Source organism: Streptomyces vastus, assembly GCF_039532825.1.
Lineage (GTDB): Bacteria > Actinomycetota > Actinomycetes > Streptomycetales > Streptomycetaceae > Streptomyces > Streptomyces vastus.
Window position 1 is genome coordinate 97,184 of the sequence record NZ_BAAASJ010000020.1, and the last position, 23,996, is coordinate 121,179.

A 23,996-nucleotide genomic window follows, 5' to 3' on the forward strand; every position below is an offset into this window, starting at 1 on the left:
AGGGCCCGAACGGCGAGGCAGCACACACAGAGACGTAACACAGCGTGACGCATAAGATGAGGGTGATAGCGAGCAGGGCAGGGGTCATCAGGGGCCCTCCAGGGCGGGTTTCCGGGGGTTTTCGCAGCTGGGCCGCTAACAGCTAATGGCCTGATCACGTGGGGTGTGGGCCGCTATCGGGGCCGCTAACGGTTAGCGGGGTGGCCTGCTATCGTTAGCGGCCCCGTGCGGTCAGCTCGCGTCCCGCTTTCGGTCACGCTCCGCAATCGCGGTAGTGATGTGGGCGCGCTCGAAGCCCCGCTTGTTGACGGGCTTGCTGCCGTCGATACGGCGGCCGACCTGAGCGGTCTTGATGCCGTACGGCTTCAGCGCGGCCGTCAGGTGCGCGGTCTTGTCCTCGCTCTTCATCTCCGCCCACGGGCCGTAGACGGCAGGCCACATCTCGGCGAGACGGTCGACGGTGGTCTCGTTCCACACCTTGGCTTCGTCGGCCGGGGTGACGGTGAGGATGTCGACGAGCAGGTCACGCCCGGCCGTGGGGTCGGCGGTCAGGTCCTCACCGCAGGCGTAGCCGGTGACGTTGCCGTACGCCTCCCGCAGCTTGCGCGCCCGCACCGTGATCTGCTCGGCGCCCACCGCGTCAACTTCGGTGCCGCACACGATGGTGGGCTCGTCCATCTCGCCCGCCATCCAGGCCACGCCCTTGTCCCGCTTGAAGGAGAACATCGTGGCCCGGTACCCGGCCTTGTACATCGAGGTCCCCAGGATCATGTCGTTCTCGGTCTGGCCGGTGACCTTCAGCGCGAACCGCAGCACGGCATTCGCGCTGATGCCCTTGGGGATGGAGTCCTTGTCGGGGCGCTGGGTGCCGAACATGGCGATGATGCCGAACGCCGGACCACGCCGGACCAGGTCCTCACTGATCTCGGTAATCTCCGGCCCGTACTGCTTGTGCTCGAACGCCTTCTGGCACTCGTCCAGGCACACCACGATCGGGTGCAGCCCGAGCCGCTTGTCACTGGCCAGCTCCGGGGTGACCTTGGATTCCGGGCAGCGGGCCAGCGGCAGCGACTTGATGACCTTGGCGCGGCGGCTCAGCTCATCCTTGATCTCCACCAGGGCATCCCGGCAGTACTTGACGTCCTCGTCGTCCTCACCGGAGCGCCAGCGGTGCGAGACCTTCTCCAACGGCCGGTAGTCCGAGCCGCCCTTGAAGTCGAACAGGTACAGCCACGCGCGCGGGTCCAGCGCGGCGATCAGCAGGAACAGCCGCATCAGGTAGGTCTTGCCCATGCGCGGGATGGACCCGACGACGATGGACACGAACATCAGCGTCACGGACACCCAGCTCATCTGCTGGTTGTTGCCGAACGCCACGGGCTGGAAGAGGTCGACCGTGCCGGACTTGGCCAGCGGCCAGGCCGGCCGCTTGGTCTCGTTCATCGGCTTGTCGCCCACCCACAAAATCAGCATGCCCGCGTGCTCGTCCGGGTTGGGCATCGGCCACACGCAGCCCAGCTTGCGCCGCAGCCCGGACGCCAGAGCCTCGCGCCGGTTCATGACGTCCTCGGCGGTCACGCCGTGCGGCAGCTCGATGTCCGCGCGCCAGCCCGGCCCGTCCCGGTGGATCTCGGAGGGGAAGCCGATCCCGGTACCGGTCTTGACCGCGGCGTTCAGCTTGTCGATGCCCAGCGAGCCCAGCGCGGTGACGACCATGGTCGCGGTGAGCTTCGGCGCCTCGGCCTTGACGACCGCGTGCGAGGAGATCGGCGCATCGGCCGGTGAGCCGACCACCCCGAACACCCCAACCGCCAGGATGCAGGCGGCCAGTTGCAGCCAGACCGGTGCGGCGAACACCAGCAACAGCGCGGCGGTGAGCAGGACGGGGAAGGCGACGGCACTGACCATGCCGCGCCAGCGCACCCGACGGTCCCGCTGACGGGAGAGTTTCAGGTACTCCTCGGTGTGCTCCTTGAAGGCTTCCGCAGACCGCAGCGGGGCCGACTCGGCATCGGCCGCCCACCGGCGCCAGCCGGACAGGCTGCGGCCGATTCCGCGCGGAGTGCGGGCCAGCAGGCGGCCCGCGTACACGGGCGAGCGCACCGCGTGGAAGGCGACGATGTGCCACAGATAGCCCGCCAGCCACACAGCGGCGGTCTTCAGCTCGGCACACGAGCGCAGCCACGGCGGCAGCACCGCACGCCGCCCGGCCTCCCGAGCCTGACCCAACAGACCCGGGTCCTTGGGCTGCGGGCCGTCGGCCCACCGTCCCGACTCCCCATCCGACTCGTCGTCGGCCGAGTCGGGCGACCGGTCCGGCCCGGAGTCGGCCGACGAGTCGGCGTCGGGTCGGGCGGTCGGGTCGGCCGACTCGGTACGGGCCGATCGGGCCTTGTCGAGGTCGACCACCTCGCCCCCGGAGTCGGCCATCTCGGCTTCGAGCCGGTTGAACAGTTCGTTGTCGTCGTCGGGGTGTTTCACTGGCAGTTCCTTCCACTTTCGGGTGTGAGGGAGAGCGGGCCCGGCCGTCGCTGTAGGAGGTGGAGGCCGGGCCCGTGCATGACTCTGGGACTGATCTCGGTGGCGCCGCTACCCCGATGGGGGCTCATATCGGGGGTCATTTAGAACCGACTGATCTGGCCCTTTCCTCCATTCGCCCCAACTTGCGCCCTCCCAGTGCTGCGGTATGGCGTGCAAAGCGGCGACGAAAATGACCCCCGAAATGACCCTCGATCCCACTTGACGCGGCTACAGCTCGAAAAGGCCGCACTGATCCGTCGGAGTCGGGGGAAGCTGCTTGCGGGCGCGCCGGGCGGCAGCGCCGTGGCAGTCGAGGCACCACGCGCGCAACTCGCTCGCGGGGAGACGAGCGGCGGCGACATCGGTGGCGAGCGGGTCGATCGGCGCGGCCATCAGCCGCACCCGGCGCCCGTGCTTGCTCGTGTAGCCGTCGTGCTCGTGTGGGCAGCGGCCGTCGCCCTTGGTGTGGGGCTGGCCGCACTCGCCCTCGCACTGGCAGCGGTAGCCGGCCGCCTCCATCACCGTGGCGAACACGGCGGCGCCGACGATGGGCTGAGACTTCACGCCGCGGCCCTCCCCCACGCGTCGGGCTCGGCTCGGCTGAGCAGGATGCGCAGGGCGGCAACGGCCTGCGGCCACACCACCCCGTTGCCGAGCGCCTTGAGCTGAGCCGTACGGGACAAGCCGGGCACGGCGGTGACGTGGCCGTCATCCAGGGCCATCAGCCATTCCACGAACGGCGGGTTCAGCCGTCCCAGAGCGTCAACTGGCCCGGGGGCGGGACGGCCGAGGACCGCTTCCCACCGCCGGATCGCGGGGGCATACTCGCCCCAATCCGGTGCGCTGCCGAGGGCAGGGTCAAATCCCCCTTGCTGCCGCGCTGGTTCGGGCCACCCTTCTCCCCGTCCGTCGCGCGCGGGGTCGGTAGCAGCGAGCCCACCTCGGCGGCCAGGCTCTTGCCGTGCGTCCCGGCTTCCTGCGAGGGGCTGCGCTTGGTCTGCCGGTTCTCGCTCTCCGACGCCCGCGGGGTGGGCAGCAGCGCCACCCTGGCCCGGAGCGTGTCGTTGCGGTTCCCGTCCGGCCTGCCCACCCCGGTCGCCTCCGAGGTCGACGGGGTGGGCAGCAGCGAGACCGTGGCCGGAAGTCCGTCCGCATACCCCCGCCCCTTCGCGTCCCGCGCTCTCGGGGTCGGCAAGGCGGGCGAGGAAGAACAGCCGCTTGCGCTGGTGGGCACATCCGACCTGGTCCGCACGAAGAGTGCACCACTCCGCATCGAACCCGAGGGAGGCAAGGTCTCCAAGCACGGTGTCGAAGCCGAGTGAAAGGTGCCCTGCGACGTTTTCAAAGACCGCGAGCCGGGGTCGTAGAACCCCAAGGGCGCGGGCGATGTGCGGCCAGAGGTGCCGGGCATCCTTGGTTCCCTTCCGTTTGCCCGCGGTGCTGAACGGCTGGCACGGATAGCCGCCGGTGAGAATGTCCACCGGCTCAACGCCGTGCCAGTCCAGGGCGGTGATGTCCCCGAGGTTGGCCACCTCGGGGTGATGGTGGGCCAGGATGCGCGCGGCGCCGGGGTCGTTGTCCGCCACCCACGCCAGCTCCCCGCCGAACACGGCCTGGACGGCGATGTCCAGGCCGCCGTATCCGGTGCACACAGAACCGATCCGTAAGGCCGTCATGCCGCTACTCCCTCGGCACCGTCGCCGGACGCCGTGGCGTCGGCAGCGTGGACGGGGTGCAGTGCGCGCCCGTCGGCCCGCTCGGCAAGCAGGGCATCACGGACGGCGCGGGCGGGACGGGAGCCGCAGTGCAGCGCCTTGCGCAGCGCCTCGGCGTTGATCGCGGCGTCCTTCCAGTCGGCCGTGATGGTGCGCGCCTCGGCGAGCAGTTCGGCCGGGGTGCGCTGCGCCGTCTTGGCCTTGCCCGTCGGCCGCTTGCGCGGCGGCTTGGGCGTCTCGCGCTTCGGCTCTTCGGGTGCGTGCTTGGGCTCCGGCCTGACCGGTACGTCGTCGCCGGCGGGGGCCAGTTCGCCCATGCGCAGCATCACGCGCTCGCGCCGCGGGGTCTTCCACCGCCACGTCCAGCCGTACCGCTCGTGCAGGTCCGCACGGGACAGCAGCCGGTCCCGCTCGCAGGCGAGCGCGACGCCGTAGGAGGTGACCTCCCACAACGTCATCCGGCGCCACAACGCGAACGTGGAGAGCGGGGCGAGCAACCAGCGAGAGAACCGGATCTTCTCCATGCGGCGGCCGGTGGCCGCGCCAATCCGCACCGCGTAGATGTGCGCACCGATCTCGGAGAACACCACCCACAGCAGCGGCATCGTGCCGTGCGCGACCTTGGCCGACAGGGAGTGTCCGGCCGCGACGTTCAGCCAGCACGTGATCAGGGTGAGAACCCAGGGCACGCACCGCACCCACGCCCATGCCATGTCCATCCGGATCAGCAGCAGGTTGGCCACGGTGAAGACCGGAATGGCCACATCGATACCGACCGGCAGCATCCACGGAGAGGCGAAGTCCCACTGCTCGGCGGCGGCCGACAGGGCGTCGAAGGATGAGGCCAAGCCGAGCGCGCCGACTCCGGCCGCAGCGAGCGCGCCGATCCCAGCGAGCCCCATCTCCGGCTTCGTCAGCGGCGGCACCGCCGGACGTTCGATGGCCGGTGTCGTTTCGGTGGTGGTCATGCCGCACCCCCGTCCAGCGGCCGGATCTGAGCCGCGGCCATCAGTTCCACCTGCACCGGGTGCGAGTGGAACTCCGAGGTGGTGCTCTCGCACCACTCCCACTCGGCGTCCTCGGCAAGCGTGAAGCCGAGCGAGGCAAGCGACTTGGCCCGCTCCCCGACCGTCGGGACCTGCGGCGACGTGGGCCACGTGAAGACAGGCCAGTCACTCACCAATCCGGTCATCACGACGAAGAGCTGCCAGCACGGCCCGGCGGTCCGCTCCGGAATCGCCGTGCCGCAGCACCGCAAGGTGATCTGCGCCCGCAGAACCCGAGAGGTCATGCCGCCGCTCCCTTCCGGGAGGGCCGACGAAGCCCGACCGGACGGGTCAGCGGGACGACGTTGAACAACTCCGGGGCGTGCGCCTCGATCACCTCGGCAACGACGCGGGTCACGTCGTCCGGGAGCTCCGGGTTGTCGGCGAGGATGTCGCGGGCCGCGTCCAGCCGGGCCGCTCGCTCTTCGCCCGTCTCACCCTCGACACCCAGCCACAGCTCAGCCGGAGTGCCAAGGGCCAGCTCAATGAAGTCGTTGACGGAGACGGCCTGATGACCGCCGATATACGTACGCATGAGGGCTCCTGAATCGGAGGGACGGGAAACAGGAGCGGCCGCAGGCCTTTGGCGAGACGACGACCGCTCCGGGCCCCAGCCGCAGATGCGGCGGGGGCGGTGCCCCGGCCGGGAGTCGAACCCGACCTTGCGACCATCGGGGCTGAAGGGCGAAGAGGGCAGATCAGGCGGCGGATTGCTGCGGCGTCCAGGGCAGCGGCAGCGCGTCGTCCTCGGCGCGCGGCACCACGTGCACGTGCAGGTGGAAGACGGTCTGGGTGGCCGCAGCCCCCTTGGACGTGATGACGTTCGCGGCCGGGAGCATCCCGGCCAGCTCCGCCGCGCACGCCATGACCCGCGCGGAGACGGCCGGGTCCTCGCCGACGTCGGCCACGTGGGCGTGCGGGATGACCAGCACATGCCCCGGCGTGACCGGGTTGAGCGGACGGATCGCGATCACGTCGTCCCACTCGCGGACGACGGAAGCCGGACCCTGCCCGGCGACGATCGCGCAGAAGACACAGGAAGCGCTCATGAAGGACTCCGAGGAAGCGAAGGGATATTCCGGCTCCCCTCAGCCCCGCTCGTACGAGACGAGCAGGGGAGGCAACCGGCCGCAGCGCCGAAGCACTGCGAAGGGGTTGAGTTGCGCTGTACCTCACGCGGAACGAAGTCCCGCATGGCCGCCTACTTGGCCGAGGAGAGGCGGCATGATCCCCATTCAGTTGTCAAAGGTCAGCGGCTTCCTTCAGGCCCGTTTCACGGAGCCCTCCAGACCGAGAGGAACATGTATTACGTGTTCCTCATCTTGCAGAGAGGAGTTCAGCCCGTCAAGCCCTTCGGCTGTTTGGGTTCTGCGAGCCCCTCGCTCGATGTACCTACAGACTGCTGCCGGGGCGGACGACGCTCGACTTCGCACCTGTACGGCTCAGGTCGTCCTTCGCTAGCGTGAAGTCCTACCAAGTCGTCCCAGTAAGGCGGAGGTTGACGTGCCCAACGAGCGACTGCGAGGCGCCATAGTGGACTTGGGCCTGACGCTCGACGAAGTCGCGCAACGGCTCGGAGTCGCAGCCAAGACAGTCGAACGCTGGATCAACGAGCCCGATCGCAAGCCATACCGACGCTTCCAGTACGCGACAGCCTCGCTGTTGAAGTGCGAGGTGTCGTATCTGTGGCCCGACGAGCGAACGTCGGCCGAGGTCACGGCGTCTGGCAACGCAGAGTTGGTGAGGCTCTATCCGCACCGCTCCGTAGTGATGCAGACCCTTTGGACAGACCTCTACTCCAAGGCGAGGCGCCAGTTCGATGTGCTGGTGTACTCCGGCTTCTGGCTGACGGAAGATGCGACGTTCCACCGCATCGTGAAGGAGAAGTCAGCCGAGGGTGTGGCCATCCGCTTCATGCTGGGAGAGCCGACGTCACCAGCAGTGGCCGTACGCGGAGACGACGAGGGGATCGGCCCGGCGATGGCAGCGAAGGTCCGGAACGCCCTGGTCAACTACGGCCCACTCTTCGGCCTGCCTGGTGTTGAGTTCCGGCTGCACAGCACCACCCTCTACAACTCGATCTATCGAGCTGATGACGAGATGCTGGCGAACGGCCACATCTACGGCGTCGGCGCCTACCTGGCCCCCGTGTTGCACCTCCGACGCGTTCCCGGTGGCGAACTCTTCGACGCATACGCTGAGAGCGTGGAACGCGTCTGGGAATCGGCCCGGCCGATCTCTTCGCCCGCCGACTGGGAAGGCACGAACCGATGAGCCGTATCGACTACTTCCGTGACCCGAACGCCCCGAAGGCCAACTCGGTAGTGCCCTCAGTCACGGCGGTCGTCCGGGACGATGCGGGACGACTTCTGCTCATCCACAAGACCGACAACGATCTGTGGGCACTGCCGGGCGGTGGCCACGACATCGGCGAACGCATCGGCGACACGGTCGTCCGTGAGGTCTTGGAGGAGACAGGCATTCAGGTAAAGGTCGACAACATCATCGGGCTCTACACCGACCCTGAGCACGTCATGGCGTACGACGACGGAGAGGTCCGACAACAGTTCTCCATCTGCTTCCGAGCCCACCCCGTCGGCGGTTCCCTGCGCACAAGCAGCGAATCGAAAGAGGTCCGTTGGGTCGCCCCAACGGACCTCGATGGACTGGACATTCACCCGTCGATGATGCTGCGCATCCAGCACGGTCTCAACGACTCGGGACGTGAGCCCTACGTCGGCTGATCGCCAGCGGAGACCTGCGCAACGCGCTCTTCAACACGTTTCGCGGCCCCGTGGATCTCGAGGGCCGCACGCTGAATGAACCGCCCCACAATCGTGTCCGGGCCGTACCGCTGCACAATCTCGTCCAGCCGTTCGGCCGGCGTGGTTTGAGTCCCGTCCGGCGTCGTGGTCATGTCGCAGTAGAGCAGCGCGTCAACGAGGTCCGGACGCTCTAGCTCGAACTCGCTCTCCAGCTCGTGCCTCAGCCCGCGTTCCTCAGCTTCCAGAAGCGCACAGGAGTGGTGAGCGACGAGACGAACCACGCGTTCGTCTGCCCCTTCCTCGTCCCTGAGGAACCGCGCGCCGTCCAGCGGGTGGAAACCCGTGATGGCGATGGTCGGTGAGTAGCCGATGTCATGCAGCACGGCGGCGGCTTCCAGAAGTTCAGCATCGTCGCCCAGGATCGGACTCAGGGAGCGAGCGCGCTTGGCGACCCCCAAAGAGTGCGCCCACCGACGCGGGAGCGGATCGGACAGCAGCGATTCGGAGAGCGAGTACGCCCACTCAGTGAGTCCCATGGCGGCCAAGACTACGGCCGGACGGCGGGAGTCGGGAGAGCGCGCACCGTACGCCCCTTGCCATGGACGGTGGCCAACAGACCGTTTCCCTCCATCTGCGCTAGGACGCGACGTACGGCCGTGCGGGAGGCGCCGAAGCGGTTGCAGAGCTGCGACTCGGACGGGTACGGGTCGCCCACCGACAGCGATTCCTCCGCGATCAGGTCAGACATCCGCTCCGCGAGGGAACGGCGATCGCCGTCCCGCACGATGCGCCACCCGATTCCGGGAGCAGACTCCAGGACGCCCTCTGCTTGGAGAGCGTTCAGAGCCCGCCGGACTGTGTTCCGGCCGACACCATACTCACGCATCAGATCAGCTTCCGACGGGAGCACCTCGGCGTTCTCGTCTGCCCCGATCCGCTCACGTAGCTTCTCTGAGATGACCAGGTAGGTTCCGCGCGGACTGGCCTCCGACACTCCTACTCCTCTCACTGCCTTCACTGCCCGCTGCCAAGAGTGCCACGTGCTGTGTAGGACATGGCCGAGCAGACGGTGTCCTAGCTGTCCGACTGTCCCAGCAGCCGGAGTGACCTGCGCAAACAGGTGGGACAGCAAGAAACCAGGCTGTCCCACCTGTCCCAACAGCAGAGCGGCGCCCCGGGCCAAGCCGGGCAGTCAGGGGGTTGTCGGCTCCGGCTTAGACAGTCCCACGAAAAGAGGGAGCAGGAAGGCAAGCCCGAGGGAGATGATGAGTCGGTCTTAAGCCATCCAGTTGCGTAGGGAGGGGCCATGGAGGGAAAACGGGGCACCGAAGAAAGGTCACCAGCACATGAGCACATGGAACCCATACGGACTCGGCCAGACGTTCACTACCCGCTAGTCCTTAACGGACTGGATTACTTGCTCAGCGCTGTAGACCACCTGGCAGACAATCCCGATCCTCGTAACTTGAAATACGCCGTGCTGCACCTTCAGGCGGCCACTGAAGTTCTACTTAAGGCACGACTAGAGCTCGAACACTTCAGCTTGGTATTCAAAGACCCAGCACGCGCTAGCGTCGAGGACTTCAGGAAAGGTTCATTCGAGAGCTGCGGCATGAGGGACGTAATCGTCCGGTTGCGGAACATCGCTCAGGTTAGCATCGAGGAGAAGGACGCCAGAGCTATCGACTCCCTGGCGGAGGCACGCAATGCTCTCCAACACTACGGCCTGACCGCCTCAGCTTATCGCGTAGAGGCACAAGCCGTGTACGTGCTCGCCTTCCTTCTGTCCTTCGTCCGCCAACACCTCTTCACCGCAGACTACGGCCCTGTGAGCGAAACCGAGGAGATCATCAGAACCATAGAGGAAGTGGAAAATAAAGCTCGGGAGATAAGAACCCTACTAGAGCGGCGATCGAAGCGCGCGCGTTCCGTAATCGGAAAGCAGCTAGATCGCGTTGTCAGGTGCCCGTTCTGCCGCGAGTGGGCAGCCCTGGTTGACGGAAAAGGAGACAGATACAACGCTGTTGCATGCAGGTGCTGTGAGCAATCTTTCGGGGCAGAAATCTACTTAGAGGATCGCTGGCATCGGTGGGAGTACGAACTAGACTCGCCGGATGCCGAAACGCCTTCTCCGCAACGCTGCCCGATCTGTGACGAGGATGAACTTGTCCACAAAGCCAGGACCGCTAAGTCACCCGACGACGAAGTCGCCTTGTGTTTTTATTGCGGCACTATTTTCGATGTCTTGAGCGAGTGCACGATGGATAAATGTCAGGGGGTCTATGTACCCGACGGCTCCACTCTTCGCACCTGCCCCGTTCACACTCCCCGTGACAACGGAGCGTGAGCCCTGAATGGCCGGAACAGCGAGATTCGCCAACGTCCCAGCTGTCCGGCCCGGGGTACCAGGCTGCAACACCCGGGGTGTTGCAGCCACGCCCGTCTCCCCTCTCAGGCCACTGCATCGATGCGTCCTTCACAGACATCCCGAATGGCCTTCAAGACGTCCAGTGCCTGGTCACGCGCCTCTTCGCCGCCTGGCGCCCCCTTGCTCACTGCCACCAATTTCTCATCTAGTGCGGCAATGACCGCTTTCGGAGCAAGCCGCGTGCCGAATCCGTACCCCGTGTCAACCCGAGTGCGAAGGTCCCGCTCGACCAGGTCCCACGCTTCCAGGACCGTGAATTCGTACTCGCCATCCTCGCTGGGAGGCTTCTCCAGGGTCCGAATCAGCGCCTGGATGTCCTTGTGAGCCTGCGTGCAAAGCTTTCGAAAGCGGGCCCACATTTTGTGCGTTGCCACCACCGTAGCGACGCCAATCGTGAGAGCCAGAGCTGGCAACACCTTGGCGTAGCCAAGAGAGAGCATGGACAACAACGCGTACAGCAACAGCGCCAAGCCGCAAGCACCATTGAAGTTCGCCAGCGTCCGGCTGATCATGGCCCGCCACAGACGCCCCTCCAACCGTTCGAGCAGGTCATCCTTAGGCGCTATCCATCGAGTAAAGAAAGGGAACACAAAGCAGAATACCAGCATCAACTGGGCATTCTTGAAGTAGTCGATCAGTTGATGCGGGTCCGCCACAATCCTGTCCCACTGATTGAGCGGATACAGAGCGGCTCTGAACGCGATCACGCCCCAGACTGTCAGCTTCAGGTATCCCCAGCAACTGATCCACGCCGGGCTTTCGAAAGTCGTGCCCAGCCAGTGGCGGATACGTTTAGGGGTTTGCCAATTTTCTGCGATCCTCTGCCAAGGTCGCCGCCCAATCCCCATGAGCGCCAGGCCGCAGAGGAACAGAACCACCCCTGGAGCCTTGTGGGTGTAGTACAGGCCGTTGCTCCAGTAGGTGAGGGCAATCCCGGCAGGCGTAACAACAAACTTCCAGTGAGTGCGGACACCGCCATGAGCCTGGTACCAGTTCGACATGGCGTCATCCTCGTACCACTGCATCGCACGCCAGCGCAGTTTGAGGCAGATCAGAGGTACACCGTATGTGGCTCGTGACACGAGCCTTGCCCATCTACCGTCTCGGTAAGCTCGCGATGGGCTCCATCGCCCGCCCTTCGGCTCGGACCGCCGGCCCGAAAGGTGGCAGAGGGTTCGTTCGCAGACTCAGCAACTGGAGGTGACCGCGCACGCCTCCGGCCGCGTTCGTGTGGTGAGCGTGTGAGCGGAACGAGATGTCACGGCCCGTCCGGCTCCCGTGCAGGTCAGAGCCCCAACGAAGCACGCCATGAGCATGCTCTCCGGAGCCGTGTGCGCAGGTTCGAATCCTGCCGGGGGCACCGGAAATGTAGGCCCTGACCAGCGGAAACGCCGGTCAGGGCCTTTCTTGTGCATGTCAAAACAGCAACGGCCAACAAGGCTATGAGCGCTCACCAGTCCACGTACTCCGACCTGGAGTTTTACCGCACTGCTCAACCTAAGCCCCAATTGTCCGATCCCGTGACATCGCCCCCTGCGGGACATGTGCGGGACGGAGACGCCGGAATCGGGGTTTTTTCGATCCAAAACTCGCACAACTCGCTTGCGAGCTGCGTGCTTGTGGCCAGAGAAGCGAACAAAGCACACGCCTTAGCGGGCCGTTCCACTTTCCTCGACCGACGGGTCAGTTCTGTTCCGAGCCCGTCCAACTGGCCCAGAGGACAACACAGCAGGCGTTCCGACAGAGTGCAGAACCCTGGAATCAAGTACCTCACGGGCTTCCGATCCGTGGAGCGCCACACCCTTCGGCACCAGCGGAAAAGCCCCTGATGATCAGGGGCTTTTCCGCCTCATGCTGGAGACGACCGGGTGACGCTCCACAGCTCGAGCAAACCGCAAAGCTGCCAACATCACGTCGCAGACGACTATTCAGAGCCCTGCCCGGCCACCGGAGCCGAGGTCGGGGCCACGGAAAGAGGCAGGAAGTACTCCTCGGCCAGCTTCGCGAGGTGCAGTGGGAGCGGCCGGGTGTTTGTAGCAAGGTCCGTTGGTACCGCCGTACCAGGTTCTTTCGGCTCCGACAGGCGTTCGGCCGCCGGGTCGGCGTGGGGCTGATGCACAGGCATGGCCAGCGAGAAGAGGCCGTCTGGAGCCCGGTGACCCGTCGGCCGCCCGTTCGAGAGTGGTACCAGAAGACCTTGGAACCGTGGTCCCGACGGAAGTGCTTACAAACAGCCGGGAAAGCGGGTGGTACTCATCGCGGAAGCGCAGTTGATGGGGCCGCGACCACGACGGGCCGGTCCGGGGCTATGCCGGTGCGCCCCGCAGCTGCCAGGACCGGACTCGGACAGGCAGCCCCTGTTGGCTGCGGCTTGCGATAGGTGCATCCATGAAAGTATCATCGATGCAAGTTTCCCACCCTGTCGTGACGGAGGTCGGTCGCCGTGAACGGATTCATCGGCCGCCGGGCCGAACTCGGCCTTCTGGACGATCTGCTCGCCCCCGTGCGGACCGGCGGACGCAGCGGGCGGCCCGGCCGGGCCGTGCTATTGCGGGGGCGCCGACGTGTGGGCAAGTCCCGGCTGGTGGAGGAGTTCCTGGAGCGCGCCGGGCTGCCCCACGTCTTCTTCACCGCTGTCGGCGGCTCGAAGGAAGAGGATCTGGCGGGCTTCGCCGCCGAGGTGGCGGTCTCTACCCTTCCCGATGCGGCCCGCTTCGCCGACTTCACGGCGCCGCAGACCTGGGACGCGGCCCTGAGCCTGCTCGCCGGAGCGCTCCCTGTGGACAGACCCAGCGTGGTCGTCCTGGACGAGATGCCCTACCTCGTACGCGAGGACCCCAGCTTCGAGGGCGCCCTGCAGAAGGTCTTCGACCGGACCCTGTCCAAGCTGCCCGTGCTCCTGATCCTGGTGGGTTCCGACATCGCCATGATGGAGAAACTCAACACCTACGGACGGCCCTTCTACCAGCGCGGCACCGACATGGTCGTCCCCCCGCTCAGCCCCGCCGACGTCGCCGCGATGCTCGGCCTGCCCGCAGCCGACGCCTTCGACGCCTACCTCGTTTCCGGCGGGCTCCCGCTCATCCTCGACGAGTGGCCGCACGGTGCCGACCTGTGGGAATACCTCGCATCAGCTCTGCGCCGACCGACCGCGGCCCTGCTCGTCAGTGGCGAGCGCACCCTGGCCGCCGAGTTCCCCACCGAGGCGCAGGCCCGCACCGTACTGGGCGCCATCGGCCACGGAGAACGCACCTTCACCCTGATCGGCCGGGCAGCCGGCGGCCTCAACCCCGGCTCCGTAACCCGCTCCCTGGAACTGCTCACCACACGCCGCATGGTCGCCGCCGAACTCCCCCTGTCCACCCGCCCCAGCCGCGAGACCCGCTACCGCATCGACGACCCCTACCTACGCTTCTGGCTCTCCTTCATCGGCCCCGGCATCCCCGCCGTCGAACGAGGCCGCGGCGACCGCGTCCTGGACGCCATCCGCACCAGCTGGACGGCATGGCGCGGACGCGCCATCGAGCCGGTCGTCCGCGAAGCCCTCTGGCGTCTCGCCGACGACCGGCTCCCCGCGGACAGCAACGCCATCGGCGGCTACTGGACCCGCACCAACAACCCCGAGATCGACATCATCGCCGCCGACCGCTCCCCCATCGCCAAAAAGATCACCCTCATCGGATCCATCAAATGGCTCGAGAACAAATCCTTCGACACCCGCGACCTCGCCCGCCTCATCACCCACCGCTCCCAACTTCCCGGCGCCGACGACACCACCCCCCTCCTCGCCGTCACCCGCAACGGCTGCACCGCCCCAGGCATCCCCAGCCTCACCCCCGAAGACCTCCTCGCTGCCTGGACCTGACCCGCGGCCAAGCCGCCCAAGGCAAGGCCAGAGACACTGCGGCAGCCAGTCCTGACAGGTGGTCAGGGTGGCAATCCCGTGCTCGCGGGCACCGTCCCACAGTGCCCCGATACCTTCCCACCCACACGACTGGCAAGGCCGTTTCGAGGCAGCGCCGCGGCCGATCAGGCACGCCTCATGTGCTTCAGCGGCGCGGGTCTCACCGACGACCTGCGAGAAGCCGCAGCTCGCGACCGCGACATCCAGCTCATCGACCTGCAGCGCCTCCACCAAGGCGAATGACACCGGAACTCGGGCCTTTCACAGACGCCCGGAGACGACCGGGTGCCGCTCCACGGCCCGGGCAAGCTGTGGAGCGGCCGGTACCGAGTCACGGGCGGCTACTCGGAGTGCGGCTCGGCCGCCAGAGCCGGGACCGGGGCGAGCGGCAGGACGTACTCCTGGGCCAGCTTCACGAGGTGCAGCGGGAGCGGCCGGGAAAGCGGATGGTACTCGTCGTGGAAGCGCAACACAGGACATCCCCGGGCAGCACGAAGACGCGTGCGCGGATGGGGGCATGTCCGCTTGCGTGGGCAGAAGCCCGGCGGGCCACCAGAGCACCGAGCATCCCATGAGTGACACCGGCACTCGGTGGTTGACGGGCGGGGTGCCGTCCGGAGCTACGGCTCACCGCGAAACACCTGGCGGAGTCCGTCGACACACCGAGTTTCACATTGCGGCCATCCCGCCGAAAGAACCGGCCAGGAAACCGTCAAGAGCCTGGCCTCGCAGGACACGGAGTGTCTCGTTCTCCCCGTGTGCGGTGTGCGCCCGGGCGTGGAGGCGCTCGGCGAGCCGGGCGAATCGCTCACGCACGTCCTGCGGGGGCCACCGAACCCGGGTCGCTCCGAATGCGCGCCGGCTGAGTTCCCGCCCGGCGGATCCCTGTGCGGCGGCCACCAGTTCAGTGCCGCGTGAACGGATCTCATGCAGCAGCCAGTAGCCGTCAGTCACCAACGCCGGCCTCAGCACCAGAACTCCACGGCCGACGGCGACGGGCACTCGATTCATCACGGCCCGCACGCCGTCCTCCCTTGATCCGACCAGAAGGGAACCCGGGTCACACGCGCTGCCCGCTTGGCCGAAGGGGAGTCTTCGCTCCGTCCGGTACAGGTGAGGCATGTCGCTCTGCAGGATGTCCCCAGGCGCCACAAAGGGGATTCCTTTCTCCTTCGGCATCCCGCCCTCGTCCGCAGGGGGGCGAGCGGCATCCGCCGCAGCGAGCTCGGCCAGGGTCGGGAGTGTCCGATCAACGGCGGATCCAGCGATCATGGAAGCGATGCGAGATGGCCGAGACCGCCGTTGGGCCCGAGGACCGTGACCGGCTCGCCGGAAAAGCCGTGTCGAGTGGGATGAGCGGCGAACAGTTGATCGCGATGCTGGTCGACGGCGTGCGCAGGTCAGCGACTGGCCCACACTCGCCCTGCAGCAGGTACGGCTCGATCGACTTCCCCTCGGCATCGGTCAGTACAGCACGCGTCACGGACCGTTCCCGCCGCAGTCGGCGGCGACCCGGACCGGAACGACCCTCCGCCGAACACGGAACGGGCCTACGCGGGCACCTCCTGACGCGCCGCTGCCGCCGGTGCCGGTTCGGCGCCGCCGTTCTCCGGGGCGTTCTCAGCGGCCAGGAGTTCGTTCAGCACCTGAAGGGCACCGCTGATACGGAGCACGGTCTGCTGGAGGTCCGCCTGCTTGGCCTCCAGTTCGGCGAGCATCCGCTGTCCTTCGCGATACTCCGTCTCCAGTTCGGAGACACGCTTTTCCATCTCGGCTCTCATGTCGGCCTGCTTTCACCGGAGTTCGTGGTCAGTCCTGAACCAGGGGCTTGAGAACCCAGCGGTAGGCGTCGCTGGATCCGGAATTCGCCCAAACGCTGTGCACGGTCCCACTTACCGGACCACTGGAGACAAAGGCGTACTTCGCTTGGGGGACGTTGAAGAGCTGGACGTTCAGCTCTCCTGCGGCGAGCTTCTTCAGTACGGCCAGTTCGGCCTCACCGATGACGACCGATCCGATCGCCAGTTCCGTGGCGGTGACCCGCGCCGCGTGGATGTTCCGGTACGTGTCGTCCTGCAGATCGCCGTGCTTGAAGTGAAACCCGTGCCGTCCAGCCTCGATCCGGTGCTGGAAATAGCCGTGATGCTTGAACCTGATGTTGAAGGACGCAGGGGGAAACGTCGCCGGCCCGGAGTCGTCCTGCAACAGCTCCAGGAAGACGTACTTGTTGTCCTCGTCGGGCTGGATCCTCTCCCGGCGTAGCTGCAGGTGGTTGTCCTCGGCGCTGACGGTCAGTCTGGACGTGGGCTTGCCGGTGCCGATGCCGACGTCGCCGGACGCGGCGATGGCGAGTCGGCTGGCCTGGCTGGTGACGAAGGTCAGCGGGCTGTTGGTCGCGGTGCCCACGACCATGCCGGCCGCCGCACCGAACATCCCCGTGTCGCGTGCCAGCACCCACGCGTCCACCTTCGCGGTCCGTACCGACAGCTTGGTGCTGCCCGCGCCCACGACGTCGACGACCCGGCCCCACCCCTCGGTGCCCGCCGGAGCGGTGGCACCGACACCCACGTGGCCATCGGCGGTGACGCTGAGCCGGGCCGCCCCGCCGGTGGCCAGAGTCAGCGGGCTGGCGGACACGGTGCCCACGACCATGCCGGCCTTCGCACCGAACACCCCCGTGTCGTGCGCCACCACGCCCCCCTCGACGTTGGCGGTCCGCACCGACAGCTTCGTTCTCCCGGCGCCCACCACGTCGACGACCCGGTCCCATCTGCCGTCGTTGCCCGGCGCGGTGGTGCCGATGCCGACATCGCCGCCCGGGGCGACGAAAAGCCTCGTCGTGCCGCCCTCCGGATCGTCGGGACCGTGGGTCCTGACGTGCAGCCCCTGTCCCTCGACCGGTCGCTGGTCGTACTCCAGGGAGTAGCCCTCGTTCTCGCTCTCCGAGCCGGCCCGCAACCGGATCCCGCTGCGGTGCCCGTCGCCTCCGGCCACCTTGAACGTCAAGTGCCGGTCCTGCGGGCCGTAGTCGCCGATCTCCAGGTCGCTGCCGGGGGCGTCGGTGCCCACGCCGAGCGCGCCCGCGACGGAGAGGGTGGATCGCTGTGCCGCGGTGGGGTCCACCGTGACCTCGCCGTTCTCGGCCACCGCGAGCCGGGCGAGCAGCACCGTGGGGCCGTCCAGGTCGGGCGGGGCGTCGTCGGGGGCGACCGTGGTGGTGCCGTCCGGGGCGACCACCACGATCCTGGGGCTCTCGTCCCAGCGGCGCGCGCTCGCCCCACCGGTCTGCGCCACGTCCGTCGCGGCCTCCCGGTAGGCCAGGTGCACCTCGATGCCCTGGCGGTCTTCGAAGCCCTCGCCGAGCGGCAGGGCCGTGTCGGCGGCCAGGACGAGGTGCCGTCCCAGCGAGTCCACCGCCATGCCGCGGGTCACGGTGATCCGGGACGGCTCGGCCGCGGTCACCGTCAGGCCGGTGCTGACGCCGGTGAGCCGCAGCAGCCGGCTCTGCCGGCGCTCACGGTCGAGGTGGAACCTCTGCTCGTCGATGAAGTCCTGGTCCTGCAGGAACTGCCCGTCGAAGAAGCGGACGCGCTTCGGTACGACGTCGGGTTGGGTGTAGTCCGCCATCGGGCTTCCTCCGAAATGTCAGGTCGAGTCACGCGTGCCGAGCACGGTGTTCTGGCCGAGGATGAGCAACTCCGGTACGTCGCCCTCGCGTTCGCGCAGTTCCTCGGAGACCAGCCGCATCGTGGGCACCACGACCTTGAGCGCGTAGAAGGTGTGGGCCGGTTTCTCCCGGTCGATGATCGCCCGGGCGATCTCCTGGACGCGGCGCAGCCGCCCGGGGTCGGCGTCGCCGAGCGTCAACTGGACCTGGAAGTAGTGGGCGGGCGTCTCGAACTCGTCGAAGATCACCACGTCGTCGCGGGTCACCTCGTCGTCCAGCGGCCGCAGGTAGATCTCCAGCATCCGGCGCAGCCCGGCCAGGGTCCCCCGCTGCCGGTACAGCGGCACGATCTCGCGGATGAACCCGCGCTTGGTGTCCGCGTCCCAGTCCGCGCGCAGGCTCAGGCCGACCCACCCGGCCAGCCACGGCAGGAACTCCTCGCCGGTGGCCAGCGGGTCGACGTGGTCGGCAGAGCGCTCGATGAGCTGTTCGAGGCCCACGATGTCGTCATGGCCGGTCAGTACGGCTTCGAACGCCAGCAGGAACCGGCCGGCGAACGGGTCCTCCCGGAACACCGCAGGCAAGTGGTCGAGGTAGCGGCTCATGCTGCTCACACCGCTCACGCCGGCAGCTCCCAGGTCGACGGGTGGGTTCTGCCGTAGCTGTCGTAGCCCACCAGGTCCACCCGGGTCAGCCGCACCAACTGGTGGGCGTCCAGCGCGATGCCGTCCGCGTCCGTGCCGTCGTCCGTGCCGGTGCGGGTGAGGCGGACGTTCTCGATGTAGTCGACCAGGGGCGACTGTTCGAGTACGGCGTAGACCTCGGACAGGTACACGCTCTGCCCGAAGGACCAGCCGTCGCGGGTGTCACCGCCGGCGAACGGGTCGTAGAACTCCCGCAGCCGGTTCCGCGCGTCGGCGAGGGCGTCCGTCGGCACGGCGTCCTCGTACAGCGCGAGGTCGGCCGAGACCACGAGGTCGACGTACTCCGGGCCGACCACGTGGTGACGGATGGTCAGAATCCGGCGTGGGTCGAGGAATTCACGCAGGGCCGTGGTCAGTGCCTCGGTGGGCAGCGGATGCGTGTCCGCCGTCCCGCCCGGCTCGGGGAGGACGACGACGCTGACGTGCGCCGGGGCCGCCGCGGCCGGGTCGGTACCGGCCAGGTTCCGGCCCGCCACGCACCGCACCCGCCGTACCCGGGGAAGCCCGGCGGCCTGCGGCTGCTCGGGCCAGGTCGTGCGGACCAGGTACTCGTAGTCGTCCGCGGTCGCGGCCCGGTGGCGCTCGTGCAGCGCGGCGACGCTCTGGCGTACGGCCGCGTCGAGGCCGCCGGTGTCCGGCGGCGACCACTGGGGGCCGCCGAGCAGCCGCAGGAAGTTGAGGGTGTGGCTCTGCGGCAGCTGGTCGACCTGGTACAGCTGCATCTCGGTCAGCCAGGCCAGCAGCTCGACGAGGACGATGCCGGGGTCGCCGGGGTTGTGGTCGGTCCACTCCGGCAGCAGCACGGGGAGGAGGGCCCGCGCCTCGCCGACCAGGTCGTCGAAGTCGTGGTCGTCGAGGCTCGGCAGGGGAATCGGCACGGAACTCCTCACGCTCCCAGGGTTACGGTGATCTGGTGCCGGCCGGAACAGACCAGTGCCCGTTCCAGCCATCGGGTCAGCTCCGGGGCCGCAGGCTGGGCCGCGAGCTGCGCCAGCGAACGGCCGAGCACCGCCTCCAGCCGGTCGCCGAGCTTGTCGGAGTGGGCCACCTGAGTCACCGTGAGTGCGGGGACGTGGCCGACGCCGTCGACGGCCTCGATGGCCGCGTACAGGTCCGAGCGGTGCGGTTTGCGGCCGAAGGCCCAGCCTGTGCCGTCCGGTCCTCCGGTCAGCGGGTGCAGGAAGCGCTCCAGGGTTTCCTCGACCCGTCCACCGACCAGCCCGGCGACGTCCGGTGAGGACGGCACCACCGTCGCGGCGACGGTCACCTCGATCCACTCCGGGCCGGCGACCCGGAGCGCGGTGGTCGGGCCGCATCTGGCCCGCAGGTACTCCTCGACCCGGCGCAGCAGCCCCAGGCCGGGTGCCGGGCGCGGGGCGCCGGAGTCCGGGACCACGACGATCCCGACCCCGCCAGCTTCCGCTTCCGCTTCCGTGTGCGCGCTGCCCGGCTGCGGGGCCGCCGGGTCGAGCCAGAGGTCGAACGGGTCGTACCGGCTGGGCGGCACCGCCTTGACCCGGGCCACCTCGGCCGAGGACTCGTACGCGAGGTCCTCGAAGTCCTCGGCCGTGACGGCGCGGTCGCGGTGGCGCAGCGACCTCGGTCCCCTGGCGCGCACCCGGTCCAGCGGCTCCCACGCGCTGCCGCCGGAGGCAGGCTCGTGATGGGTGACGGAGTCGATGGAGGGGACGGCGGACTTCAGCGTCACGACGGTCCCCGCGGCGCGGTTGCCCTCCTCGCCGCCGCCCGTGCGGTAGGTGACCCGGATGTTGCTCTGACCGCGCGGTACCACCCGCCCGGCCCGACCGTCACCGAAGCGGATCTCACCGCTCTGGCGATCGACGGTGTAGTGGCGGTCGAGCGGACCGGAGCGGTGGAAGTCGCTCACCTCGTGCCACCGCACCCAGACCTCCTCGGGGTCTTCGGTGACCGTCACGGCGTCGGCGCCTTCGGCCTCGGTGAGTTCTGCCTCCTCCGCCGCCGGCGGGCGTTCCGGCTCCCGTACCACCAGCCGCTGACCGGCCAGGACCGGGCTCTGCGCGGTGCTGAGCCGCTGGCCGGCCTCGGTGGTGCCCGATCCGAGGATCTCGTCGGTGGCGGTGACGGCCTGCGTCGCCCAGGTCGTGTTCGGCAGGATCCGGCGCAGCCGCGGCGTGACCGGGAAACCTCCGTGCCGCAGGCGGAGCCGCAGCCAGCAGCGGCTCTGTCCGAAGTGCTCCCGGGCGGTCAGGTCGGCCGGTCCGACGAACCGCACCATGCCCCGGCCGGACAGGGTCGCGGTCTCGTCGACCGCGGCCAGCGGCTGCCAGCCGTCGGGGCCGCCGTACTCCCACACCAGGCCGGCGCGGTCGGTCAGGTCGGTCCCGGCGAGCCGGTCGGCCGCCACCTCCTCCGGTTCCGGCGGTTCGACCTGGAGGTAGAGCGTGACCGGCCGGGTGTCGAACGGCTGGTCGAAGCCGAGGTAGAGGGCGGAATCCCGCTCCGGATGCGGCGTGAAAGGGGTGACGGACCACGGGGTACCCGGGTCCAGGTGGTGGGTGACGAGGCGGAAGTCGTTGTGCGTGACGCAGACCGGTGCCGGGACGGGCGCCGTCGGCCCCGGGGAACTCCACGACAGGGTGGTGATCACCGGCGGTGCGAACGTGGCGTCGACCAGCTCGTAGGAGCCGTCGCCGTTTCGCGTGTAGTGGGCCGCGACCCCGTAGTCGCCGCCGATCAGCCGGATGCGCAGCCAGTACTCCTCGACGCCGCCCACCTCGGTGCGTGCGAAGCCGTCGGGCGGGGTGAGCAGCAGGGTGGCGTCGGCGGTGAAGGCGTAGTCCGGGTCGTCGGCGTCCGGGGCGGCGACGGTCACGGTCACCGGGCGCCAGCCGGTGCCGTCCCATGCCTCCCAGACGATCCGCGGGTCGCCGTCGGTGTTCACCGGCGGGACGGGGCCGTCCGGGCCGTTGGTCAGGGTCACGTCGAGGGTGAGGTCCGAACCCGGCCGGACCAGGCTCTGCGGGCAGGCCAGATAGAAGGTGTCGTTGAAGCGCGGCTGCTCGCCGAACGGGTGGAAGTCCCGGGTCACGTCCAGCGGGGTGCCGTTGGTGAACGCTCCCGGCGGCGCCACCCGCTCCGGCACCGTCTCCGTGCGCACCTCGATGCCGGTGACGGTGGGCGGATCCCCCACGGTCAGCGACGCCAGCCGCGGCAGGCGGGCGTAGGCCGTGCCGTCCTGGACGATCTCCGCCCGGAGCCAGTGCCCGGACCTCCCCTGGAACAGTTCGGCGGGCCAGTCGGCCGGGGCCCGGAAGCTGATCACGCCGTCGCGGGTCATCGCCAGCGTGCCGTCCCGCAGGCCGGTGTCGCCCGCGTCGGCCGTCTCCGCCTCCGTGCTGGACTCACCGAGCCGTTGCCACTCGTCGCCGTCCTTGTACGACCACACCAGCCGCACCGGGGTGGCCGGGTCATCGGCTGCCCCGGGTCGTGCCAGGGTCACCGCGAGCCGGACGGTGGCCCCGCGGGCCGCCACCGTCTCATCGACGCTGAGGTAGAACCACTGGCCCTGGTCGGTGTCCCCGAACGGGAACACCCCGGCGGCGTCGTCCTGGGCTGCCCGGCGGCCGGTCGCGACCGCGTCGGGCGGCAGCCCGGAGGTGCCGTGGGGCAGCGGCATGTCGAGCTGGGCGCGCAGCCAGCCGGCCGAGGTGCCGTTCACCTCGTACGGGGGCAGTTGTGGCAGGCCGGTGAGAGTCACCGTCCAGGTGCCGTCCTGCGGGGCGGTGTCCGCCTCCGCGGGTTGCCACTGGGTGCCGTTCCAGTACGCCCAGGAGATCGGCCACCCGTCGAGCAGCGTGCCGTCCGGGGTCGTCAGGATCAGCGTGACGTCCTTGGTTCCCTCGGCGGCCAGTACCGGGTCGCAGGCGACGAAGAGCTGGTGCGGCACCGGCCGGTCTCCGGTGTAAGCGGCGAACGGTTCGTTCCGGGCGCCGGTCGCCTCAGCGCTGCGGTCGGCGTAGGTGTCGTGCGGGGCGTCGTCCACGACGACGGCTCGCAGTCGGGACCGGGTCACGACCAGGTCGGTGCCGGTCTCGAAGACGACCTCGTCGTCCTCGCCGTCCCGCGGGTCGGCGGCGACCTGTGTGCCGGCCGGGACCAGCGCGTCGGTCCGGCTGCCTTCGGCCAGTTGGAAGGTGAGCGGCACGCGGGCCGGCAGGGGCGGCGACGGCTGGGTCCCGATCAGGTTGAGGAATGCGAGGTAGTCGCGCTCCGGCACCTGGTTGAGGCGCTGCACCACCAGTTCGGCGAAACGCGAGAAGACGCCGATCAGCGCCTGGCCGCCGTCCGGACGTCCGTCGGCGGGCGGCTGCCAGCCGCTGTAACGGGTCGCCAGCGCGGTGGTCTGCGCGACCAGGGCTTCGCGGTCGCGGGGGTCGATGGGTGAGGGCTGTCCGGTCATATGGCGTAGAAGGGGTAGACGAGGTTGAAGCGGCTGTTGTTCGACCGCATCCGGTAGTTGATCTCGATGAGCAGCCGGTGCCGGTCCTCGGGGTCGGGTGCCGCGTAGACGTCCAGTACGTCGATCCGCGGTTCCCAGCGGGTCAGTGCCTCACGCACCGACCGGCTGACGCGTCCCGCGGTGCTCGCGTCGTTGACATCGAAGACGGCGTCGTGGATGCCGCAGCCGAAGTCCGGCCGCATCACGCGCTCGCCGGGCGCGGTGCCGAGGATCAGCCAGATCGACTGGCGGATGGCCTCCGCGCCGCTCCCGGTCAGCCGTATGCCCTGTTCGGGGTCGTGGCCGACGGGGAACGCCCAGCCGGTGCCGAGGAAGCCGCTGTCCGTCACTTCGGTCATCCGATCGTCACCGTGCCCGTGGCCATGACCGTCCCGCTCGGCAGGTCCTGCGGATCGTTGCAGGTCGAGGCAGGGTCACCGGTCCTGATCGCGGGTTTCCCGTTGATCTTCACGGTCGTGCTGCCGCCTTCGAGGGTGGCCGTGTTCGACGGCTGCTTCTGGAACGAGGTGCCCGGCGGCGCGGGCAGGTGCGCCGGGGTGTTCTCGGCGGTGGACCCGGCCACCGCCGCCGGCTTGCCCATGATGGTGACGTCGGCACTCAGTCCACCGTTGATGATCCCGGTGAACGGGTGCGGCAGCGGCGTAGGAACCGGCGCCGGTCCTCCGGGCACCATGACGATGTGGATGTCGGTGGCCGTCACCAGGTCACCCTGCTTCGCGGCGAACTGTCCCATGAAATCTTCCCCC

25 protein-coding genes and 1 pseudogene are annotated in these 23,996 nt (G+C 68.4%); 5 read left to right on the forward strand and 21 right to left on the reverse strand.

Annotated features, from left to right (window positions below; genetic code table 11):
• Positions 1 to 231: 231 nt before the first annotated feature.
• The 4 genes from ABD357_RS08670 to ABD357_RS08685 form a co-directional block, all read right to left on the reverse strand.
• Positions 232 to 2,481 carry an ATP-binding protein gene (locus ABD357_RS08670; protein ID WP_344388752.1) on the reverse strand — a complete coding sequence of 750 codons (2,250 nt, stop codon included), beginning with the start codon at positions 2,479 to 2,481 and terminating at the stop codon, positions 232 to 234.
• Between the two features lie 267 nt (positions 2,482 to 2,748).
• The gene (locus tag ABD357_RS08675; RefSeq protein ID WP_344388753.1) at positions 2,749 to 3,084 is read right to left on the reverse strand and encodes a hypothetical protein; all 336 of its coding nucleotides are present in this window, start codon (positions 3,082 to 3,084) and stop codon (positions 2,749 to 2,751) included.
• Entirely contained in the window at positions 3,081 to 3,242 is a 162-nt protein-coding gene (locus tag ABD357_RS08680) for a hypothetical protein (RefSeq protein ID WP_344388825.1), read from the reverse strand. Before ABD357_RS08680 ends, ABD357_RS08675 begins: the two co-directional genes overlap by 4 nt.
• A gap of 23 nt (positions 3,243 to 3,265) precedes the next feature.
• The gene (locus ABD357_RS08685) at positions 3,266 to 3,565 is read right to left on the reverse strand and encodes a hypothetical protein (protein WP_344388826.1); all 300 of its coding nucleotides are present in this window, start codon (positions 3,563 to 3,565) and stop codon (positions 3,266 to 3,268) included.
• Here ABD357_RS08685 and ABD357_RS08690 point away from each other — a divergent pair.
• Positions 3,549 to 3,842, forward strand: coding sequence for a hypothetical protein (locus ABD357_RS08690; protein WP_344388827.1), 294 nt, complete (start codon positions 3,549 to 3,551; stop codon positions 3,840 to 3,842). The two genes, ABD357_RS08685 and ABD357_RS08690, sit on opposite strands and share 17 nt — an antisense overlap.
• Here the strand turns inward: ABD357_RS08690 and ABD357_RS08695 are convergent.
• The 5 genes and pseudogenes from ABD357_RS08695 to ABD357_RS08715 form a co-directional block, all read right to left on the reverse strand.
• Positions 3,768 to 4,196: pseudogene (locus tag ABD357_RS08695) on the reverse strand (DNA cytosine methyltransferase); the annotation flags it as partial. The gene ABD357_RS08690 and the pseudogene ABD357_RS08695 sit on opposite strands and share 75 nt — an antisense overlap.
• Positions 4,193 to 5,203: a DUF2637 domain-containing protein gene (locus ABD357_RS08700; RefSeq protein ID WP_344388754.1), complete on the reverse strand. Its 1,011-nt coding sequence runs from the start codon at positions 5,201 to 5,203 to the stop codon at positions 4,193 to 4,195. The gene ABD357_RS08700 and the pseudogene ABD357_RS08695, both read right to left, overlap by 4 nt.
• Entirely contained in the window at positions 5,200 to 5,526 is a 327-nt protein-coding gene (locus tag ABD357_RS08705; protein ID WP_344388755.1) for a DUF6303 family protein, read from the reverse strand. The genes ABD357_RS08700 and ABD357_RS08705 overlap by 4 nt, the downstream gene beginning before the upstream one ends.
• Positions 5,523 to 5,816, reverse strand: coding sequence for a hypothetical protein (locus ABD357_RS08710; RefSeq protein ID WP_344388756.1), 294 nt, complete (start codon positions 5,814 to 5,816; stop codon positions 5,523 to 5,525). Before ABD357_RS08710 ends, ABD357_RS08705 begins: the two co-directional genes overlap by 4 nt.
• A gap of 163 nt (positions 5,817 to 5,979) precedes the next feature.
• Positions 5,980 to 6,330, reverse strand: a complete 351-nt coding sequence (locus ABD357_RS08715; protein WP_344388757.1) for an HIT family protein — start codon at positions 6,328 to 6,330, stop codon at positions 5,980 to 5,982.
• A gap of 454 nt (positions 6,331 to 6,784) precedes the next feature.
• Between ABD357_RS08715 and ABD357_RS08720 the strand changes: the two genes are divergently transcribed.
• Both ABD357_RS08720 and ABD357_RS08725 read left to right on the forward strand, forming a co-directional pair.
• Positions 6,785 to 7,555: a helix-turn-helix domain-containing protein gene (locus ABD357_RS08720; protein ID WP_344388758.1), complete on the forward strand. Its 771-nt coding sequence runs from the start codon at positions 6,785 to 6,787 to the stop codon at positions 7,553 to 7,555.
• On the forward strand, positions 7,552 to 8,025 hold the full coding sequence (locus ABD357_RS08725; RefSeq protein WP_344388759.1) for an NUDIX domain-containing protein: 474 nt from the start codon (positions 7,552 to 7,554) through the stop codon (positions 8,023 to 8,025). The genes ABD357_RS08720 and ABD357_RS08725 overlap by 4 nt, the downstream gene beginning before the upstream one ends.
• On the opposite strand, the gene ABD357_RS08730 is transcribed toward ABD357_RS08725, so the two are convergent.
• Both ABD357_RS08730 and ABD357_RS08735 read right to left on the reverse strand, forming a co-directional pair.
• The gene (locus ABD357_RS08730; protein WP_344388760.1) at positions 8,013 to 8,582 is read right to left on the reverse strand and encodes an HD domain-containing protein; all 570 of its coding nucleotides are present in this window, start codon (positions 8,580 to 8,582) and stop codon (positions 8,013 to 8,015) included. The genes ABD357_RS08725 and ABD357_RS08730 overlap by 13 nt on opposite strands.
• Positions 8,583 to 8,593: 11 nt before the next feature.
• Positions 8,594 to 9,040, reverse strand: a complete 447-nt coding sequence (locus ABD357_RS08735) for a GntR family transcriptional regulator (protein ID WP_344388762.1) — start codon at positions 9,038 to 9,040, stop codon at positions 8,594 to 8,596.
• 471 nt (positions 9,041 to 9,511) lie between these two features.
• Between ABD357_RS08735 and ABD357_RS08740 the strand changes: the two genes are divergently transcribed.
• Complete coding sequence (locus tag ABD357_RS08740) at positions 9,512 to 10,393, forward strand: hypothetical protein (RefSeq protein WP_344388763.1); 882 nt, start codon at positions 9,512 to 9,514, stop codon at positions 10,391 to 10,393.
• Between the two features lie 104 nt (positions 10,394 to 10,497).
• Here the strand turns inward: ABD357_RS08740 and ABD357_RS08745 are convergent, their stop codons facing one another.
• Positions 10,498 to 11,499: a hypothetical protein gene (locus ABD357_RS08745; protein ID WP_344388764.1), complete on the reverse strand. Its 1,002-nt coding sequence runs from the start codon at positions 11,497 to 11,499 to the stop codon at positions 10,498 to 10,500.
• A 1,418-nt stretch (positions 11,500 to 12,917) separates the two neighbouring features.
• Between ABD357_RS08745 and ABD357_RS08750 the strand changes: the two genes are divergently transcribed.
• On the forward strand, positions 12,918 to 14,339 hold the full coding sequence (locus ABD357_RS08750; RefSeq protein ID WP_344388765.1) for an ATP-binding protein: 1,422 nt from the start codon (positions 12,918 to 12,920) through the stop codon (positions 14,337 to 14,339).
• 380 nt (positions 14,340 to 14,719) lie between these two features.
• Here ABD357_RS08750 and ABD357_RS08755 read toward each other — a convergent pair whose 3' ends face one another.
• The 9 genes from ABD357_RS08755 to ABD357_RS08795 all read right to left on the reverse strand — a co-directional run bounded on the left by ABD357_RS08755 (position 14,720) and on the right by ABD357_RS08795 (position 23,983).
• Positions 14,720 to 14,851, reverse strand: a complete 132-nt coding sequence (locus ABD357_RS08755; RefSeq protein ID WP_344388766.1) for a hypothetical protein — start codon at positions 14,849 to 14,851, stop codon at positions 14,720 to 14,722.
• A gap of 196 nt (positions 14,852 to 15,047) precedes the next feature.
• Positions 15,048 to 15,401: a restriction endonuclease subunit S domain-containing protein gene (locus ABD357_RS08760; protein WP_344388767.1), complete on the reverse strand. Its 354-nt coding sequence runs from the start codon at positions 15,399 to 15,401 to the stop codon at positions 15,048 to 15,050.
• Positions 15,402 to 15,928: 527 nt separating this feature from the next.
• Positions 15,929 to 16,159: a hypothetical protein gene (locus ABD357_RS08765; RefSeq protein ID WP_344388768.1), complete on the reverse strand. Its 231-nt coding sequence runs from the start codon at positions 16,157 to 16,159 to the stop codon at positions 15,929 to 15,931.
• A gap of 28 nt (positions 16,160 to 16,187) precedes the next feature.
• Positions 16,188 to 18,005 (reverse strand): hypothetical protein, encoded by a 1,818-nt coding sequence (locus ABD357_RS08770; RefSeq protein ID WP_344388770.1) that lies wholly within the window; start codon positions 18,003 to 18,005, stop codon positions 16,188 to 16,190.
• Positions 18,006 to 18,023: 18 nt separating this feature from the next.
• Positions 18,024 to 18,668 (reverse strand): phage tail protein, encoded by a 645-nt coding sequence (locus ABD357_RS08775; RefSeq protein ID WP_344388771.1) that lies wholly within the window; start codon positions 18,666 to 18,668, stop codon positions 18,024 to 18,026.
• Positions 18,665 to 19,627, reverse strand: coding sequence for a baseplate J/gp47 family protein (locus tag ABD357_RS08780; protein WP_344388772.1), 963 nt, complete (start codon positions 19,625 to 19,627; stop codon positions 18,665 to 18,667). Before ABD357_RS08780 ends, ABD357_RS08775 begins: the two co-directional genes overlap by 4 nt.
• An 8-nt stretch (positions 19,628 to 19,635) precedes the next feature.
• Positions 19,636 to 23,190 (reverse strand): putative baseplate assembly protein, encoded by a 3,555-nt coding sequence (locus ABD357_RS08785; protein ID WP_344388773.1) that lies wholly within the window; start codon positions 23,188 to 23,190, stop codon positions 19,636 to 19,638.
• Positions 23,187 to 23,588 carry a GPW/gp25 family protein gene (locus tag ABD357_RS08790; protein WP_344388774.1) on the reverse strand — a complete coding sequence of 134 codons (402 nt, stop codon included), beginning with the start codon at positions 23,586 to 23,588 and terminating at the stop codon, positions 23,187 to 23,189. The genes ABD357_RS08785 and ABD357_RS08790 overlap by 4 nt, the downstream gene beginning before the upstream one ends.
• Positions 23,585 to 23,983 carry a PAAR domain-containing protein gene (locus ABD357_RS08795; RefSeq protein ID WP_344388776.1) on the reverse strand — a complete coding sequence of 133 codons (399 nt, stop codon included), beginning with the start codon at positions 23,981 to 23,983 and terminating at the stop codon, positions 23,585 to 23,587. Before ABD357_RS08795 ends, ABD357_RS08790 begins: the two co-directional genes overlap by 4 nt.
• Between the last annotated feature and the right edge of the window lie 13 nt (positions 23,984 to 23,996).